This is a genomic window from Shewanella sp. 10N.261.52.F9 (genome assembly GCF_041471165.1).
In the GTDB taxonomy this organism is placed as follows: Bacteria; Pseudomonadota; Gammaproteobacteria; order Enterobacterales; family Shewanellaceae; genus Shewanella; species Shewanella marinintestina.
The window spans coordinates 37554-52953 of the sequence record NZ_JBFRNX010000005.1 but is presented as its reverse complement, the minus strand read 5'-3'; the positions used below and the strand labels follow the sequence as shown (position 1 = coordinate 52953).

Annotated in this window: 15 protein-coding genes; 8 read left to right on the top strand and 7 right to left on the bottom strand. The window is 44.3% G+C overall.

The window, feature by feature from the left end; all coding sequences use genetic code 11:
• Positions 1–48: 48 nt before the first annotated feature.
• Together yedE and yedF are read left to right on the top strand one after the other, a co-directional pair.
• Positions 49–1299 carry a selenium metabolism membrane protein YedE/FdhT gene (gene yedE / locus AB4298_RS04485; RefSeq protein WP_371985855.1) on the top strand — a complete coding sequence of 417 codons (1251 nt, stop codon included), beginning with the start codon at positions 49–51 and terminating at the stop codon, positions 1297–1299.
• A gap of 88 nt (positions 1300–1387) precedes the next feature.
• The gene (gene yedF / locus AB4298_RS04480; protein ID WP_012153712.1) at positions 1388–1624 is read left to right on the top strand and encodes a sulfurtransferase-like selenium metabolism protein YedF; all 237 of its coding nucleotides are present in this window, start codon (positions 1388–1390) and stop codon (positions 1622–1624) included.
• Between the two features lie 130 nt (positions 1625–1754).
• Here the strand turns inward: yedF and AB4298_RS04475 are convergent, their stop codons facing one another.
• On the bottom strand, positions 1755–2483 hold the full coding sequence (locus AB4298_RS04475) for a YebC/PmpR family DNA-binding transcriptional regulator (RefSeq protein ID WP_220782043.1): 729 nt from the start codon (positions 2481–2483) through the stop codon (positions 1755–1757).
• 164 nt (positions 2484–2647) lie between these two features.
• Entirely contained in the window at positions 2648–3580 is a 933-nt protein-coding gene (locus AB4298_RS04470; RefSeq protein ID WP_371985854.1) for a LysR family transcriptional regulator, read from the bottom strand.
• Between the two features lie 144 nt (positions 3581–3724).
• Between AB4298_RS04470 and AB4298_RS04465 the strand changes: the two genes are divergently transcribed.
• Together AB4298_RS04465 and AB4298_RS04460 are read left to right on the top strand one after the other, a co-directional pair.
• Entirely contained in the window at positions 3725–4090 is a 366-nt protein-coding gene (locus AB4298_RS04465; protein WP_371985853.1) for an isochorismatase, read from the top strand.
• A gap of 458 nt (positions 4091–4548) precedes the next feature.
• Entirely contained in the window at positions 4549–6387 is a 1839-nt protein-coding gene (locus tag AB4298_RS04460; RefSeq protein ID WP_371985852.1) for a multiheme c-type cytochrome, read from the top strand.
• A gap of 77 nt (positions 6388–6464) precedes the next feature.
• Here AB4298_RS04460 and AB4298_RS04455 read toward each other — a convergent pair whose 3' ends face one another.
• A complete protein-coding gene (locus tag AB4298_RS04455; RefSeq protein ID WP_371985851.1) occupies positions 6465–7409 on the bottom strand; it encodes a LysR family transcriptional regulator in 945 nt (314 codons plus the stop codon).
• Positions 7410–7503: 94 nt separating this feature from the next.
• On the opposite strand from AB4298_RS04455, the gene AB4298_RS04450 reads away from it, so the two are divergent.
• The 3 genes from AB4298_RS04450 (at position 7504) to AB4298_RS04440 (ending at position 10765) form a co-directional block, all read left to right on the top strand.
• A complete protein-coding gene (locus AB4298_RS04450) occupies positions 7504–8577 on the top strand; it encodes an HlyD family secretion protein (protein WP_371985850.1) in 1074 nt (357 codons plus the stop codon).
• Positions 8577–10184, top strand: coding sequence for a DHA2 family efflux MFS transporter permease subunit (locus AB4298_RS04445; protein ID WP_248999468.1), 1608 nt, complete (start codon positions 8577–8579; stop codon positions 10182–10184). Before AB4298_RS04450 ends, AB4298_RS04445 begins: the two co-directional genes overlap by 1 nt.
• A gap of 119 nt (positions 10185–10303) precedes the next feature.
• Entirely contained in the window at positions 10304–10765 is a 462-nt protein-coding gene (locus AB4298_RS04440) for a GNAT family N-acetyltransferase (RefSeq protein WP_248999469.1), read from the top strand.
• 79 nt (positions 10766–10844) lie between these two features.
• On the opposite strand, the gene AB4298_RS04435 is transcribed toward AB4298_RS04440, so the two are convergent.
• Positions 10845–11108: a hypothetical protein gene (locus AB4298_RS04435; protein ID WP_371985849.1), complete on the bottom strand. Its 264-nt coding sequence runs from the start codon at positions 11106–11108 to the stop codon at positions 10845–10847.
• A gap of 145 nt (positions 11109–11253) precedes the next feature.
• On the opposite strand from AB4298_RS04435, the gene AB4298_RS04430 reads away from it, so the two are divergent.
• Positions 11254–12138 carry a radical SAM protein gene (locus AB4298_RS04430; RefSeq protein WP_371985848.1) on the top strand — a complete coding sequence of 295 codons (885 nt, stop codon included), beginning with the start codon at positions 11254–11256 and terminating at the stop codon, positions 12136–12138.
• An 11-nt stretch (positions 12139–12149) separates the two neighbouring features.
• Here AB4298_RS04430 and AB4298_RS04425 read toward each other — a convergent pair whose 3' ends face one another.
• From AB4298_RS04425 to AB4298_RS04415, 3 genes are all read right to left on the bottom strand, one after another.
• Positions 12150–13088: a LysR family transcriptional regulator gene (locus AB4298_RS04425; protein WP_371985847.1), complete on the bottom strand. Its 939-nt coding sequence runs from the start codon at positions 13086–13088 to the stop codon at positions 12150–12152.
• Positions 13088–14017: a LysR family transcriptional regulator gene (locus AB4298_RS04420; protein WP_371985846.1), complete on the bottom strand. Its 930-nt coding sequence runs from the start codon at positions 14015–14017 to the stop codon at positions 13088–13090. The genes AB4298_RS04425 and AB4298_RS04420 overlap by 1 nt, the downstream gene beginning before the upstream one ends.
• A 168-nt stretch (positions 14018–14185) precedes the next feature.
• On the bottom strand, positions 14186–15226 hold the full coding sequence (locus AB4298_RS04415; protein WP_371985845.1) for an outer membrane beta-barrel protein: 1041 nt from the start codon (positions 15224–15226) through the stop codon (positions 14186–14188).
• Positions 15227–15400: the final 174 nt, after the last annotated feature.

The following is a 15400-nucleotide window of genomic DNA, read 5'->3' as shown; positions in this document are numbered from 1 at the left end:
CTCAAAGGTTTAGTTTAAGTATTTAATGAGAGTTGGTAAGTTTTAAATATGTGGTTAACGTTTAAAAATCAGTTTTTTATTAAATTCTGGTCGCCTTTTGCTGCCGTTATTGCGGCGGGAATATTGTCGACCTATTTTTTTGGTCTTACCGGTTCACTTTGGGCGGTAACCGGCGAATTTACGCGCTGGGGTGGCCATGTATTGCAGTGGTTCGGCGCTGAGCCGGAAACCTGGCAGTACTTTAAAATCATTGGCCTTAATGGCACACCGCTGGACCGTGTTGGTGGCGTGATGATTATTGGTATGTTTGGTGGTTGTATGGCGGCGGTGCTGTGGGCAAACAACCTAAAGCTGCGTATGCCGAGTTCTAAAAAGCGTATTGCACAGGCACTGATTGGCGGCATGATTGCCGGCTTTGGTGCGCGTCTTGCTATGGGCTGTAACTTGGCGGCTTTCTTTACCGGTATTCCGCAGTTTACCTTGCATGCGTGGATCTTCGCCTTTGCTGCTGCGGCAGGTACTTATATCGGCGCTAAGATCACCTTGTTACCGTTTTTCCGTTCAACTGCCACGCTAAAAGCAGGCGGCTTGAAAAAAATCGCTAAACCTAATCCGAATCAAGTGCAAAACCGTTTTCGCCTAGGCTGGGTGGTATTTGCGGCTATGATTGGCTTGTCGCTGTATGTGATGCAAAGCTCGACTAAGCTTGGTATCGCCATGTTTATGGGGATGATGTTTGGTCTATTGATTGAGCGTGCGCAGATCTGCTTTACCTCAGCGTTTAGAGATATGTGGATCACTGGCCGTACTCATATGGCTAAGGCGATTATCTTAGGTATGGCGGTTAGCGTGATCGGCATTTATAGCTATGTGCAGCTAGGTATGACACCGAAAACCCTATGGGCTGGCCCGAATGCGGTGATTGGCGGCTTACTGTTTGGTATCGGTATCGTTATCGCGGGTGGCTGTGAGACTGGCTGGATGTACCGCGCATTAGAAGGCCAAGTACATTTTTGGTGGGTCGGCATTGGTAATATCATTGGCGCGACAATTTTAGCCTATTACTGGGACGTGATTGCTGAGCCTATGGCGACAAGTTGGGATAAAGTGAACCTATTGGATGTATTTGGCCCACTTGGCGGAGTCGGTGTCACTTATCTACTGCTGGGTTTATCTTTTGTACTGATTTTAATGTGGGAACAGCACTTTTTTAAAAAGCAAAAGGCTGAGCAGCAACAACTCGCGGCAAAGCTTGCTGAATTAAAAGTTGCTCCAGCGGCTACAGCAACACAAGCTTAAAGACCTGTTGTTAGAAGTAACGAATTGATTTATATGTTTTGTATTCGGCTCAAGCGATTTGAGCCAATTTATTGCTGAGGAGCAGTTTATGCCAGCATCTATCGTACCAGATTACAATTTAGAGATTTACGGTGAGCCTTGTCCATACCCAGCGGTTGCCACGCTTGAAGCGATGCAGTCACTGAAAGCGGGTGAAGTGTTGGAAGTGATTACCGACTGCTCGCAGTCGATTAACAACATCCCTAATGATGCTAAGAACCATGGCTACGAGGTTTTAGATATCAGCCAGCAAGGCGTGATGCTGCGTTATTTGCTTAAGAAGTGATTTAAGAAATAGTTGAATAAGTGATTTAACAAATAAGCTCGTTAACGAGCAATAAAAAAGGCACTCAATGAGTGCCTTTTTACTGACTTGCGATGAGCAAGTCAGAAGTCGTTTATCGAAGAACGATTAATTACTGTGGTAGCTCAGCGTTGTGGTAAACGTTCTGAACGTCATCACAATCTTCAAGCGCAGCAAGGAACTTCTCGAATTGCTCAATCTCTTCTGCGTCTGTAAGCTCTGTCATTGTTTGTGGTAAGAAAGTGATTTCTTCCATAACGTAGTCAGTGTCTTCTGGTAGTTCAGCAGCTAATGCCGTCTTCACTTTGAAGAACTCAGTGTGCGGTGCGTAAACGCTGATCATACCGTCTTCTAGCTCAACGTCAGATACATCAACGTCAGCCATCATTAGCATTTCAAGGATTGCATCTTCGTCGTCGCCAGCGAATACGAATACCGCTTGGTGATCGAACATATGGCCAACAGTACCTGGACCGCCTAGCTTGGCATCGTTCTTAACGAATGCTTGACGAACTTCAGTGAAAGTACGTTTTACGTTGTCAGTTAAGCAGTCTGCAATAACCATGCAGCCGCCAGGACCAAAACCTTCATAGCGTGCTGTTTCGTAGTCTTCACCACCGCCGCCACGAGCTTTCTCAATTGCACGTTCAATAACGTGTGCTGGTACCTGGTCTTTCTTTGCCTTGGCAATCATGGTGCGAAGCGCAAGGTTGCCTTCTGGGTCGAAGCCACCATTCTTGGCACAAACGTACAACTCTTTCCCGTAACGAGAATAAATTCTAGTTTTTTGCCCAGCCGTTTTCGCCATGGATTCTTTTTTGTTTTGGTATGCTCTGCCCATCTTGATCTTTCTCACTAAGCCTAAAAAATTGCCAGCAATGTTAGCAGCTTTATCGAAATAAATCAGGTACAGGCCTTTAAAAATGCTAAACGTAGCGATTAATTTTGTTTAATAGCAGCAACTAAAGCCCCGCATTCCTGTGCATAGAGCTTTTGGTTTGCTACTCATGCTTGAAATTGAAAAGACTCAAGCAGCGCATCGATAGTTTTTTTTATAAGAAGTGGTGGTGTATGGCCAAAATCATGTACGGCATAAACGCTATTTAATGGGCATTGGTGAGAGGGGATAAGCTCAATCAGCGATGGCTCTTTTGCAAACATGAACTCAGGTAGTAACGCCACGCCTAAGCCAGCCTTCGCCAGTGACAATACCGCTGACGAGGTGTCGGCGTAACGGTTTGCGTTAAAATGTACGGTTAACTCGTCAGGCAGTTTTACATTCTTATTAGTCGTATGACTAACATTACGAATTGCAGAGCCTTTTATTTGCAGTGAATGCTGCAGGCTTTGGCCTTGCCAAGAGTTAGCTATGTAATCGAGTGCAAGCCAATCATTTGCCTGGATCAAAGCACTGTTTTGGTCAATAAAGACCTGGCTGGCACAAAGCACATCTCTAAATTGTCCCACTTTTCGCTGCATAAGATTACTGGATGCTAGCTTACCGACACGCACGGCGATATCGATATCTTGCCCGAGCAGATCGATACGGCGATCTTGCACTTGAATGTGTGGTCTTATCATCGAGTTGTTAGCGCAAAGCTCAGCGATAGCAGGTGCAATAAAGCTGCCGACCAAGGCGTGAGGGGAGCTTATTTTAATTGGCCCTGCGAGTTTATCAGCGGCTTCTCTTGCTTGCTGCCAAGCAAGGTTAGATATATCGCCAAGTTCACGGCAGCGTTGATAAAAGTCTTTACCTGCAGGTGTGAGTTGTTGCCTGCGAGTGGTTCTATGCAGTAGCTGTACACCTACTGCAAGCTCTAAAGATTTTAGATGGTGACTGACCACAGACTTAGACAGATCGAGTTTGTCTGCAGCCGCGCTTATCGAGCCGCTATCGACGATTTGTTTAAATATGGCCATATGCCGTAGATGATCCATAGCCGTATGCCTCGGTGAATTAATTCTTTATTGTTCTGTTTAATCGAACAGTAATTATTGTTTTACCTAGATTATCAATGTCAATAGTCACTGTAAACTGAGTCTATATTGAGATATTGATTAACAACAAATATGGAGCAAAACATGTCAGATAAATTACTCGATGCGGTAAAGCTAGCTAGCGCCACTTGGATGCAAGGTTTTAACACTCAAAATGCAGCACAGTGCGCGGCACAGTATGCCGCCGATGCACCTATGTTAGCGCGTCCATTTGGTGAGTTTATCGGCACTGAAGCGATACAAGCCTTCTGGCAAAATCTTATCGACCAAGGTTATTGTGATGTTGAATACACTAGCCCTGACTTTAAAGTGCTGGATGAAAAATCGGTATTGCTGACCACTGCCTGGAAAATGAATAAAGCCCATGGTGTGGTACATAAAGAGATTTGGGTATTGCAAGATGATGGTACTGCCAAGCTAGTAGATGATGAGTTTGAAGTATTAGGTTAGGCGGCATCGCTGCTGTTATAACTACAAGCAAATATTGATATGTATAAGTTCAAGTAAGCGAGCTTGCTTGAACTTATATCAATCAGTATAAAGATTTGATTTACACCCTATTATTTCAGCATTTTATCTTTTGTTTCCTTATCGATTTTTACCGCATACCACTCGCTTAATTTTTCATTAATTTGTGATTTATCCTTAGCCATTAAGATTACCATTTATTAAGTTTTTCTCTTCGTTAGCTATTGTTTATAAAACTATTTCTTCGATGGCCTCTCTCAGGTTGTAATTAATTGAATCTTAAATTGTTTTTAGGCAGTTTTTGTTTTTTTATTTATGTGATCTATACCTCTAAAGAAGTATATTGATGAGAATTTAGTCACATAAAAGCCCTAGTTGAAACTTTAAGGTATTGACGGGGGAGTAAAAGGTCACGACTTAATAAAAATTATGGAGTGATGATGAGAAAATTTAATAAATGCAGTGTGGCGTTAATCGTCGCCACCGCTTTCGGTCTAGCAGCCTGTAGCGATGGTAAAGACGGTAATGATGGTGAAGATGGCACTAGCCCGCTACCACCGGTCGTTGAAGTGACCGAAACCACTAATGTTGAAATGCTAAGTCATACCTTAGAAGAAGGTGCGGTGCGCTTTACGTTTGAAGTCACTAATGAAGAAGGCCTGCTGGTGGGGGGGCTTGAAAAAGTGAGTGCAGAAGTCGCTGAACTTACTGATAAAGGTATTGCTCGTAGCCGCCCAGATTTTGAAGGGACGATTGCGGGTGGTAGCGCTTCGAATGAAACCGAAGGCGCGAGTCTGACGATGACTGAAGATGGTCGCTATGAGTTCTTAGCGCCTATGCCTGCGGTTAATGCTGGTACAGAGGGAATTATTCGCATCGCTGTTGGTGGCAGCGAAAAAATTGCTAAGTCTGCCTACATTATTGTCGATAAAACAGAAGGTTTACACACAACCTCAACTGCAACCTGTCATGGTTGTCACGTTGATTACGCTGAATCTAGCCTCAAACATCCTAGTTATACTGCGATAAATACAGACGGTGAAACTGACTTAGTTGCCGGCTGTATGATGTGTCACGGTAACGTGGTGCGTGACGAGGGTGGATACGCACGTAATTCCATGCAAAAGATTGGTCACATCAACCATCAGAAGTTTGAGAAAGACTTTGAGCCTGCTAATTGTTACACCTGTCATGCTGAGCCGATCACTAAAGTGAACTCTATGCAGACGTGTACCGATTGTCATGACGCTGCTGGTGTCGGTTCGACCGCAGTTGCAATGACATACAGTGGCTTTAGTGAGTCTGATGATGTGCGTCTATTCCATAAGAAAGTTGCTGAAAAAACCACGGTACGTGATGAGCATACATCAACGGTATCAGCACCTTATATGAATACGGATGCGGGTTACTGTACTGACATTGCGCTATTTAAAGGCGAAGAACAGCTTAATATTGAAAGCTTACTAGCTGACGGTACGTTGTCTTATCTTGGCGCTTACTTACATGGCTATGATAACGGTTCAATTGTTGGTCGCGCTGCGCAAACTGCTACTACAACAACATTTGACACTAACGGCACGGCAGCTCTGTGTTTTGAAACCTTAAGTGCAACCTTCCCAGAGTTAATGGCTAGCTCGCGCATTACCTTTAATTTCGGTGATGACGCAGGCTATGACGGTGTCACCTTACATGGTTACTCTGACATGATGTCAGGTACGCTATATGAGCGTCGCCATAGCGTAACAATGGATAGCTGTAGCACTTGTCACAATAACGAGACCAATTACCACAAAAACGGCAGTTATGCCGATGGTGGTTTAGGTTGTGTTGCTTGTCATAACAACGGCCAAGATCGTAGCTCGAAGAACTCAGCGCCAGGCTTTGGCCCTATGGTTCACAGCATGCACTGGGGCGTAGGTAGCTCAGCAATTACTGGTGAGCCTAACTCTGCGACTAAGCTCAATGCTGAAAACTGTGTCGCGTGTCATGCTGAAGGTATCGACCTAAATGCTGTACCTAATCAGTACATGCTTTCGAAAGCATTTAACGGTGGACAATCAGGTGTTGCATCAAGCCCGGTAACGGCTAACTGTTTTGCTTGTCACGATAGCGACCAAGCACTGAATCACATGAAGTCAAATGGCGGCGAAATCAATACTCCGGTTGACCATACTGGCGATTGGTTCAGCCAAGGCACTTCAGAGTCGTGTGCAACCTGTCATGCTGAAGGTCGTTCGTACGGTATTGAGAAGTACCATGTGTTTGACCGTAAAGAATAAAAAGTAACGGTTAGCTGCTCCCTGCAACTGGCTAACCGGCCACTTTTTTAGGGCTCTATAATAGAGCCCTTTTTTAGCTACTCATCAAAATCAGGTCGCTGGATAAAATCCGGTACATCTAATACTCGGTTTTGCCAATTATCAAATAGCGCTTGATAGAGAAACTCAATAAAGACTTGGTAACGTCTTGGTAAATAGACTCGCTGAGGAATACTCATTGTCACTAAGCTTTGTTTCATCGGAAAGTCATCTAATATTGTGACTAACTCTTGCCTCTCTAACGCATCATGAGCAATAACCAACGGAATCGCAGCGATGCCCAACCCTTCAATTGCCGCTTCACGCATTAAAGTAATGTTATTCGTTTCCAGCCGAGATTGCGGCTCTACAGTGAGCCACTTTTTACCATTAAACAGCGTCCAGTTACCGTCTATATGTGGTGAACCTAGACGGATACATTGATGTTCAACTAATTGCTCAGGCGTGCTTGGTTCGCCATATTTCTCAATGTACTTAGGGCTAGCCATTAAAATCTTAGGCGTATTAATCAAGGCGTAAGTTTTTAAGCGTTCATCAGTTTGTTCGGTAATTTGAAACAGCATATCTATACCTTCACCAACCACATCTACTTGGCGATTAGTGAGTTCTGCTTCAATGGTTATATCAGGATACAAGGCCAAAAAACGTGCGAAAATACGTCCGAAATACAGCTGACCCATTTCGATAGGGCAGACAATTTTTAAGTGGCCCTTAATGGTTTGCTGCCTAGCACTTAGTTGGTCTTCTGCGTTGGTGAGATCCACAAGAATACGATTGACTCGATGGTAGTAATCAGCGCCTGCCTCGGTGAGTTTGAGTGCGCGGGTTGTGCGATACAGTAGTTGTACGCCAGCATCGGCTTCTAGCTCTGCTACTTTACGGCTTACTGTGGCTTTGGTTAGCCCTAGCACATTAGCAGCTTTAGTGAAGCTACCTTGTTCGACCACTTGAACAAACATTTGGATGCGGTTGAGATCTATCATTGTTACACCTGTGAAACAGTGGGTAATATTTTAGCTATCTAATAACTATGTTGAGACAGTAGTAAACTATGACCCACTAATCAAGGAGTCATTCATGTCAAAAACTAAGTTATATTTCGGGATTCCTGTTGTTCTTATTGCGTTAGTCGCTGGTGGTTACTACTGGTGGAGCCAAGTACGTAATTTTGAATCTACCGATAACGCCTATGTAGAAGCCGATATTTCTCATATTAGCGTTAAAGTCCCGGGTTATGTAACGGCCACATTTGTTACAGATAATCAGCATGTTAAGCAAGGTCAGTTATTGGCTCAGCTTGAAGATAGCCAGTTTGCCGCTAAAGTCGCGCAAAGTCAGGCATCACTGTCTAGCGCCAAGGCGCAAGGGCAAACATTAAATGCGCAAGTTGATCTGCAACAGGCGTTAATTTCACAGGCCAAAGCCAGTGTAGTGGCCGCAGAAGCAGAGCAAGTGCGTAGCCAGCAGCAATTAAGTCGCGCATCTAAGCTAAAAGTTAAAAACTACAGCTCGCAAGATGCGGTTGATGAAGCGCAAGCAGGGTTTGAGTCCGCTAGCGCCCATGTTGATGAAGCTAAAGCGGCGCTCGTTGCTAAGCAGCGTGAGCTAAAAGTGCTAACGGCGCAATTAGTTGAGGCGGATTCCAGTGTTGAGCAAGCAAAAGCGGGTTTGGCATTGGCGAAAATTCAACTCGCCGACACGCGAATTACCGCGCCGTTTAGCGGCATTATAGGTAAACGTGGTGCTCAGCAAGGTCAATATGTACAGCCGGGGCAGGCTATTTACAGCTTAGTGCCAGATGAAGCTGTGTGGATCACTGCTAACTTTAAGGAAACCCAAATTGCCCACATGCATGCTGGTCAGCCAGTTGCGATTGAGCTAGATGCTTTTTCTGGCAAGCATTTTACTGGGGTAATTGATAGCTTAGCACCCGCTTCTGGCGCTAAATTTAGTTTATTACCTGCTGAAAATGCGACCGGTAACTTTACCAAAATTGTGCAACGGATCCCTGTGCGTATCCGGCTTGATAGCTACTCGGCGACTAAACTTGAGCACGGCAAAATCGTACCAGGGCTGAGTGCATTGGTGAAGGTGGATACTGCGAGTGATGCGCTGAGCACTGATGTTGTTGCTAACAGAGCGCAATACTAATGTCTGTGGTTAATACAGACCTCAAAGGCACAGATAATTACACGCCACTCAATACGTTTGAGGGAGTGGAGCCCGGTAGCCGTCGTGCTTGGATAGCTGTTTTTGGCGGACTTATCGGCGCATTTATGGCGATTTTGGATATCCAAATCACTAACGCCTCGATGAAAGAGATCCAAGGTGGCTTAGGTGCAACGCTAGAGGAAGGCTCTTGGATCGCGACTGCATATCTCGTCGCAGAGATGATTGCCATTCCACTATCAGGCTGGTTGAGCAAAGGGCTCGATATTCGCCGTTATATGCTGTGGAATTGCGCGATATTTATATTGGCGTCATTGCTTTGTTCAGTTGCTTGGAACCTTGAATCTATGATCGCCTTTAGGGCGATGCAGGGCTTTTTTGGTGGTGCACTCATCCCCATGGCCTTTAGGCTTATTTTAGAATATTTACCCGATAGCAAACGTGCCGTCGGTATGGCGTTATTTGGTATTACAGCAACCTTTGCGCCATCAATAGGCCCTACATTAGGCGGTTGGCTCACTGAGCAATTTAGTTGGCACTATCTGTTTTACATCAATGTGCCACCAGGGCTCGTGGTGATGTCGATGCTGGCCTATGGTTTAGTTAAAAAGCCAATTAATTGGCCAGAGCTTAAAAATGTTGATGTGACCAGTGTGGTGACGATGGCTCTTGGCATGGGCTGCCTAGAAGTGGTGCTTGAAGAGGGTAACCGTAAAGACTGGTTTGGCTCAGATCTTATCCGTAATCTAGCGATTGTAGCGGCGGTAAATATTGCGATTTTCGTTTATCTGCAATTTAAGAAAAAAGATCCATTGGTGAACTTGCGACTACTAGCAAATCGCGACTTTAGCTTATCGACTATTGCGTATTTCTTACTGGGATTAGCACTGTTTTCGTCGATTTATATGGTGCCGCTTTATCTGTCGCAGATCCAAAATTATAACTCATTAGAAATTGGCGAGGTGTTAATGTGGCTTGGCTTTCCGCAGCTACTCATCTTGCCTTTTATGCCTAAGTTAATGCAGCGTTTTGATAATCGTTATTTAGCTGGCTTTGGCTTTTTTATGTTTGGCGTGAGTTATTACATGAACTGCCATATGACAGCAGACTTTGCCGGTCCGCAATTGATAGCCTCTATGGTTGTTCGAGCCATTGGCCAGCCGTTTATTATGGTGCCAATCGGTATGTTGGCGACCTCAAGACTATTAAAATCTGAAAATGCGTCAGCGTCGACGGTATTAAACGTAGTGCGTAACCTCGGTGGTGCAGTGGGTATCGCTTTAGTGTCGACTTTGACCGACAACTTAGGTCGAGTGCATTTAGCGCAGATGAAAGAAACCTTACCGGCAGTTAGCCCGCTTGCTAATGGCTATTTACAGCAAACCGCGGGCATGTTGCAAGCGGCGGGATCGGATCCAATAACCGCAAGCCAACAAGCATCAGCTTTGCTTGGGCAAACCATGCAGCAGCAAGCTATGGTGCAAGCATACAATGATGTATTTTTTATTATGGCAGCTTTGCTGATGGTGGCAGTGGTGTCGGTTTTGTCTATCCGCAAACCTATCGCTCAAGCGTCAGTAAGTCACTAATTGATAAAGTTGCTAAATCTAAATTCAATTTACTCTACTGAGTTTACGATTTAGCGCCTGTTTTTATCATAGTGAAATGCTAGACTGCTGCTCTACTAAGTTGTTTTGGAGCGTTTCCTATGCTTTGGAAATCCTTGTCTTTTTCTGAACTTTCATTGAATGAATTGTACGACCTACTGAAACTACGAGTGGACGTGTTTGTGGTTGAACAAAACTGTCCGTATCCAGAGCTCGATAATAAAGATCGTCACAGCCAGACCCAGCATCTTTTAGGCATCGATGAGCAAGGCGTTATCCAAGCTTATGCGCGTGTGCTAGCGCCCGGTGTGAGTTATCCAGATGCCAGTATTGGCCGTGTTATTGTGGCTGAAGCGGTGCGTGGCGGTGGCGTGGCACATACCTTGATGCAAAAAGCGATTGCGATTTCTAACAAGCGCTGGCCTGAGCATAATATTCAATTAGGCGGTCAAGAGCACTTAAAAGGCTTTTATCAGCAGCAGGGATTTGAGCCGGTGTCAGAGATGTATTTAGAAGACGGTATTCCGCATGTAGACATGCTCTTAACCATCAGCAGGTCTTAATTCAACGTCAAATTCAGCGCGCGAATGTGCGCTTTTTTGTATTTTGCGCATCTCTATTCATATTCCTCATAAATCAAACTTAAGCGAGTAATCGAGTGCTAGAGGTTTGTCTCGTTAGGACTTCTGGGGAATAGTTAACATCACCATTCTTGCTAATGGTTGCCAAGGTATTATGTTGTTTCACAAATGCTTGTGGTCCACTAGGTAGCTGCCTAACGAATAACAAAATAAAGCCAAATTTATTTAAATCATATAGGGCTATTTTCTGCTCGGCAGTCATATTATTCCAGTGTTGCTCATTGCTGCGAACTTGCCTATTCGTCGCAGTTGAAACTATTGGCATCGGTTCATCCTCTTGATATTCGTAGATTACTAATCTAGCGATCTTTTACGCTAAAAAGTGTATTTAGGTTCATCAAATATTTATTTTTATCGTGAAAAATGCTCAACTTGTCTTTCTGTAAGTTCGGCTTGCTTAGGAGTCTGTTGTGCTCAATTATATTGAACCCGTGTTTCGTCCACCGTCAGAGTGGAAATCTCTGATCCTGCAAGTCACTAATGGTTGCAGCTGGAATCAATGTAGCTTTTGCGACATGTACACCGAGCCACAAAAACGCTTTCGAGCGCAAAAGGCCGATAAGATTGAGCAAGATCTTATGGCGGTGGCTAACTCTAAAGCGTATATCAGCCGAGTATTTTTGGCTGACGGTGATGCGATGACCCTGCCTTTTGCACGCTTAGAAGCCATCTGTTTGTTGATAAAGCAATACCTACCTAACGTGACCCGCATTAGCAGTTATTGCTTACCACGTAACATCAATAACAAAACGCCACAGCAGCTGCAGCGCTTAAGAGAGCTAGGTCTAAGCTTGCTGTATATCGGTTGTGAAAGTGGCGATGATGAAGTGCTAGCCCGCATTAAAAAGGGGGAAACCTACGCTTCTTCTCTGGCAGCGCTGCAAAAAATTAAAGCTGCGGGTATTAAAGCGTCGGTGATGATATTAAATGGTTTAGGTGGGGTTGAGTTATCTAAGCAGCATGCTGAAAACTCTGCCAAGTTAATGAATGCAGCCCAGCCAGAATACTTGTCGACCTTAGTGGTGACTCTGCCTTTAGGTACCGAGCGTATGGACGCCGCTTTTGACGGTTATTTTCAGTTACCAAATCAAGCGCAGTTATTTACTGAGATGCATACCTTGTTGACCCATCTAGAGTTAGATAAAACCGTGTTTCGCTCGGATCACGCATCTAATTATTTAGTACTTAAAGGCATACTAGGTAGGGATAAAGCGACGCTAGTCGCCCAAGTTGAAGCGGCAATGCACACCCCTGAGCGGATTGATTTACGTCAAGAGTGGCAAAGAGGCTTGTAGAGCTAAATCGTTTAAACCAGAACGGTTTGCTGTTTTAGTTGGTTAACAATCGCCAGGCACTCGTCCTTAAACCATTGTATAAGTGGATCTTTATGCACTCTTGCGTGCCAGTATAAAGTACTTTCAAACGGCACTAACTCTTTAATCTGTACCCCTTTGAGTTTTGATTGCCATATTGGTGAATTGAGCGTTCGCTGGGGCACAAATCCCACGTGTTTACCGGCGAGTAAGCCTTGTAACATGACTTGGAACGAGCCGCTAGAAAAGGTTATTTTACGTTGTAAGTTATGCTGTAGTGCCAGTTGAGTCACTTCTAATTCAACTAAATTAGACGCTGAATATTCAGCGGTATTATAGGCAAATATTTGCGCCAGGTTAGGATGTTTAAGTTTAGCCAACGGGTGGTCCACACTATAGGCGGCGCAGTAATGGGTACGAGAAATATGTCGTCCATGGATATTTGCGGGAGGGGTGTCTGTTCCGGCTGCAGCGAGATCTATCTCTCCCGACTCTAATAATACAAAAACATCTTTAGGCTTATGCACAAACTCAAGCTCGATATTGGGAGCCAACAACAGGATTTTGTCTAAAATCATTGGGATCATGGATTGGGTTAGATCATCCATGAAGGCAACTCGTATCACCCCATGACTCTCCATCGGATCGAATGTGGTTTGCGAAATTAAGCGATCACTAAGATAGAGCCACTCAGTTAATGAGTTATATAGACCCAGAGCCTTACTTGTTGCCTTAATTCCTTGGCCATGCTTTACAAACAATGGATCGTTAAACATTAGCCGGAGCTTCTTTAAGTTTTGACTCATGGCTGGCTGAGAGATATCGAGTCTTTCAGCGCTTTTAGAAACACTTTGCTCTTCAATCAAAATGCACAAACTGAGCAGTAAGTTAAGATCGCATTGCTGGATAATTTTTAAGTCGGTTAAATTCATTACGCTTTTTCTAAAAGTAAATGCTGATGCAGCAGTCTTGTTAGCTGATGTCTAAACCATTGTTGCAACTCAGGAGTTCTATGGTGGCGGTCCCAGCAGAGTTTGAGATCAAGGTTAATCGGTGTGCCCAGCCAATCAAACTCTTTGGTTTCATGCTCAGGCAAAATCCTTAAGGCAAAATGAGGTAACAAGGTCGCAGTATTATTGGTTTGAAGCGCATACAGCAAAGCACTTAGCGAGGCAGTGGTGAGTGCGTAGGCGGCATCTAAGGCATTGATTGGCTCTAATGACGCAATTGAATGCAGTTGGTTATGCTCCTGAAACTGGTAGCGTAATAATTTAATCGTGTCTTTATCTAAATTGCTTGGCTGACTATTACTGCTTCTATGAGTCACCATTTGCCAAGGGGCTTGCCCTATGACTTCACTTAATAGTGACGTGGGAATATCATCGTAAAAGCCGATGACCATATCGACTTGACCGCGTCTGAGTAGCTGAAAGCCATTACCGCTTTGGGAAATATATTCAAGTTCAATATTAGGTGCTTGCTCACTCATTAAAGCAATAAGTGGAGTAATAATCAGTTGGGCTGTGATATCACTCATGATAATACGGATCCGCCCTTGAGCCGTTTTTGGGGTGAAATGGTCAGCCTCTAAAATGCGAGCTGTTTTATCGAGTAACGGGGTCAGTTCGAGCGCAATCGCTTGGGCTTTATTGGTAAGCGTCATGCCATTATTGCTTTTAAGCAGTAATGGGTCGGCAAACATTAAGCGTAAGCGCTTCAGCATTTGGCTCATGGCTGATTGAGATAGGCCTAACTGCTTAGCAGCGTTAGAGACATGTGCCTCATTGAGTAACACAGCTAAAGCAAGTAATAGATTTAAATCGCAATTCTTTAGGCGTTCAAGGTTGAGCTGGGTCAGCATTACCTACTCCTTTTTAAGAGACTGACTATAAGCGATAAAAATTTTCTTGAATAGGTCTGAGCAGACGTAAAGCCATCCTTGGCTCACTTTATCCTAGTGTATCGTTTCGCTATCCTAGCGGTTTCGGGTCCTTATACTGATTGATACCAGTAGTGATACATTTATACGTTATTGACTCACTAATACTTGCTCTTGGCTAGTCAAAGTCACAACCACTCGGCGCTCAAGAGCACGGTCTTGACGAGTATTTGCTTGTGCATTTTGATCACCTACAGCTTCAGTATCGATACGCTGTACTTCAACACCGTGGTCTTCTAAGTAAGCTTCTACTTGTTTTACGCGCTTTGCAGAAAGCTTAAGGTTGTATTCGCTGTTACCTTGGTTATCTGACTGACCGCTAAGTAGAAGTACATCTTGTTGTTGCTGCTTAGAAAGGCTAATGACTTCATCAAGTTTGGTTTTCGCATCGCTGTTTAGAGCGACAGAGTCGAAGCCAAATAGTACTGCTACACTGTTGGTTTCAGTGATGATTTCATAGACAGGTTCAGGCTGTGGTTCAGGGCGAGGCATTGGCTTAGTTTGCTTTTCGATAACGGCTGGCAGCACGACGGCCGTAGCTTTTGGCTTAACACCAAAGCGGTAAGTCAGTTGCAGACCGACCGTTTGCGCGTCCATATTAGCTGTGTTCCATGCTGTTTCATCAATGTTAGCGAAGCGGCGGTATTTAGCTGAAATAGCTAAAGAGTCAGTGATGTTGTAGCCAATACCAGCACCAAAATAAGGAGCGGTATCGGTAGCGCTGACATATTTACTAGCGTTCATCTGGTGTGATAGGTGATATTGATAAGCACCGGCTTCACCAGTTAAGAACCACTTTTCATTAAGAGGTAGTGTTCCCACAACGCCAAGAGTAAAACCGTCGACATCGATAGATTGACTGCCGTCTAGACCGCCCCACATATGAGTATCGTCATCAGTGCCGAGATCTTGCCAGCCAGCTTCAAATGCAAGGTATTTGTTTAGTTGATAACCGACTAGCGCGTTCCAGGCTAGATCGCTATCATCGCCTAGGTGGCTAGCGGCAGAAACTGACTCATAATTGCTCTGACCTGCGCCAGCACCAATGTACCAAGTATTATCTATGTCGGCAGCACTGGCATAACCACATGTACCAATTAATGCCAATGCAATTAATGTTTTGTTCATCATGTTATCTCCATTGAGTGTTCATTAGTTTCCTATTTCAATGGAGCGCATTTTGCGGCAACATCTAAATTAGAGCGATAGAGTAAACGCAATAATGATTATTTGATTTGCTTATGAATTATGTTTATTTATGTTCAGAAAATCGCTAAAACCCGCGGTTACAGGCTTTTGATATAA

What these genes read in the sequence shown, in the direction of transcription:
- yedE (WP_371985855.1), top strand. Translation starts at nt 49, where the DNA reads ATGTGGTTAACGTTTAAAAATCAGTTTTTTATTAAATTCTGGTCGCCT.
- yedF (WP_012153712.1), top strand. Translation starts at nt 1,388, where the DNA reads ATGCCAGCATCTATCGTACCAGATTACAATTTAGAGATTTACGGTGAG.
- AB4298_RS04475 (WP_220782043.1), bottom strand. Translation starts at nt 2,483, where the DNA reads ATGGGCAGAGCATACCAAAACAAAAAAGAATCCATGGCGAAAACGGCT.
- AB4298_RS04470 (WP_371985854.1), bottom strand. Translation starts at nt 3,580, where the DNA reads ATGGATCATCTACGGCATATGGCCATATTTAAACAAATCGTCGATAGC.
- AB4298_RS04465 (WP_371985853.1), top strand. Translation starts at nt 3,725, where the DNA reads ATGTCAGATAAATTACTCGATGCGGTAAAGCTAGCTAGCGCCACTTGG.
- AB4298_RS04460 (WP_371985852.1), top strand. Translation starts at nt 4,549, where the DNA reads ATGAGAAAATTTAATAAATGCAGTGTGGCGTTAATCGTCGCCACCGCT.
- AB4298_RS04455 (WP_371985851.1), bottom strand. Translation starts at nt 7,409, where the DNA reads ATGATAGATCTCAACCGCATCCAAATGTTTGTTCAAGTGGTCGAACAA.
- AB4298_RS04450 (WP_371985850.1), top strand. Translation starts at nt 7,504, where the DNA reads ATGTCAAAAACTAAGTTATATTTCGGGATTCCTGTTGTTCTTATTGCG.
- AB4298_RS04445 (WP_248999468.1), top strand. Translation starts at nt 8,577, where the DNA reads ATGTCTGTGGTTAATACAGACCTCAAAGGCACAGATAATTACACGCCA.
- AB4298_RS04440 (WP_248999469.1), top strand. Translation starts at nt 10,304, where the DNA reads ATGCTTTGGAAATCCTTGTCTTTTTCTGAACTTTCATTGAATGAATTG.
- AB4298_RS04435 (WP_371985849.1), bottom strand. Translation starts at nt 11,108, where the DNA reads ATGCCAATAGTTTCAACTGCGACGAATAGGCAAGTTCGCAGCAATGAG.
- AB4298_RS04425 (WP_371985847.1), bottom strand. Translation starts at nt 13,088, where the DNA reads ATGAATTTAACCGACTTAAAAATTATCCAGCAATGCGATCTTAACTTA.
- AB4298_RS04420 (WP_371985846.1), bottom strand. Translation starts at nt 14,017, where the DNA reads ATGCTGACCCAGCTCAACCTTGAACGCCTAAAGAATTGCGATTTAAAT.
- AB4298_RS04415 (WP_371985845.1), bottom strand. Translation starts at nt 15,226, where the DNA reads ATGATGAACAAAACATTAATTGCATTGGCATTAATTGGTACATGTGGT.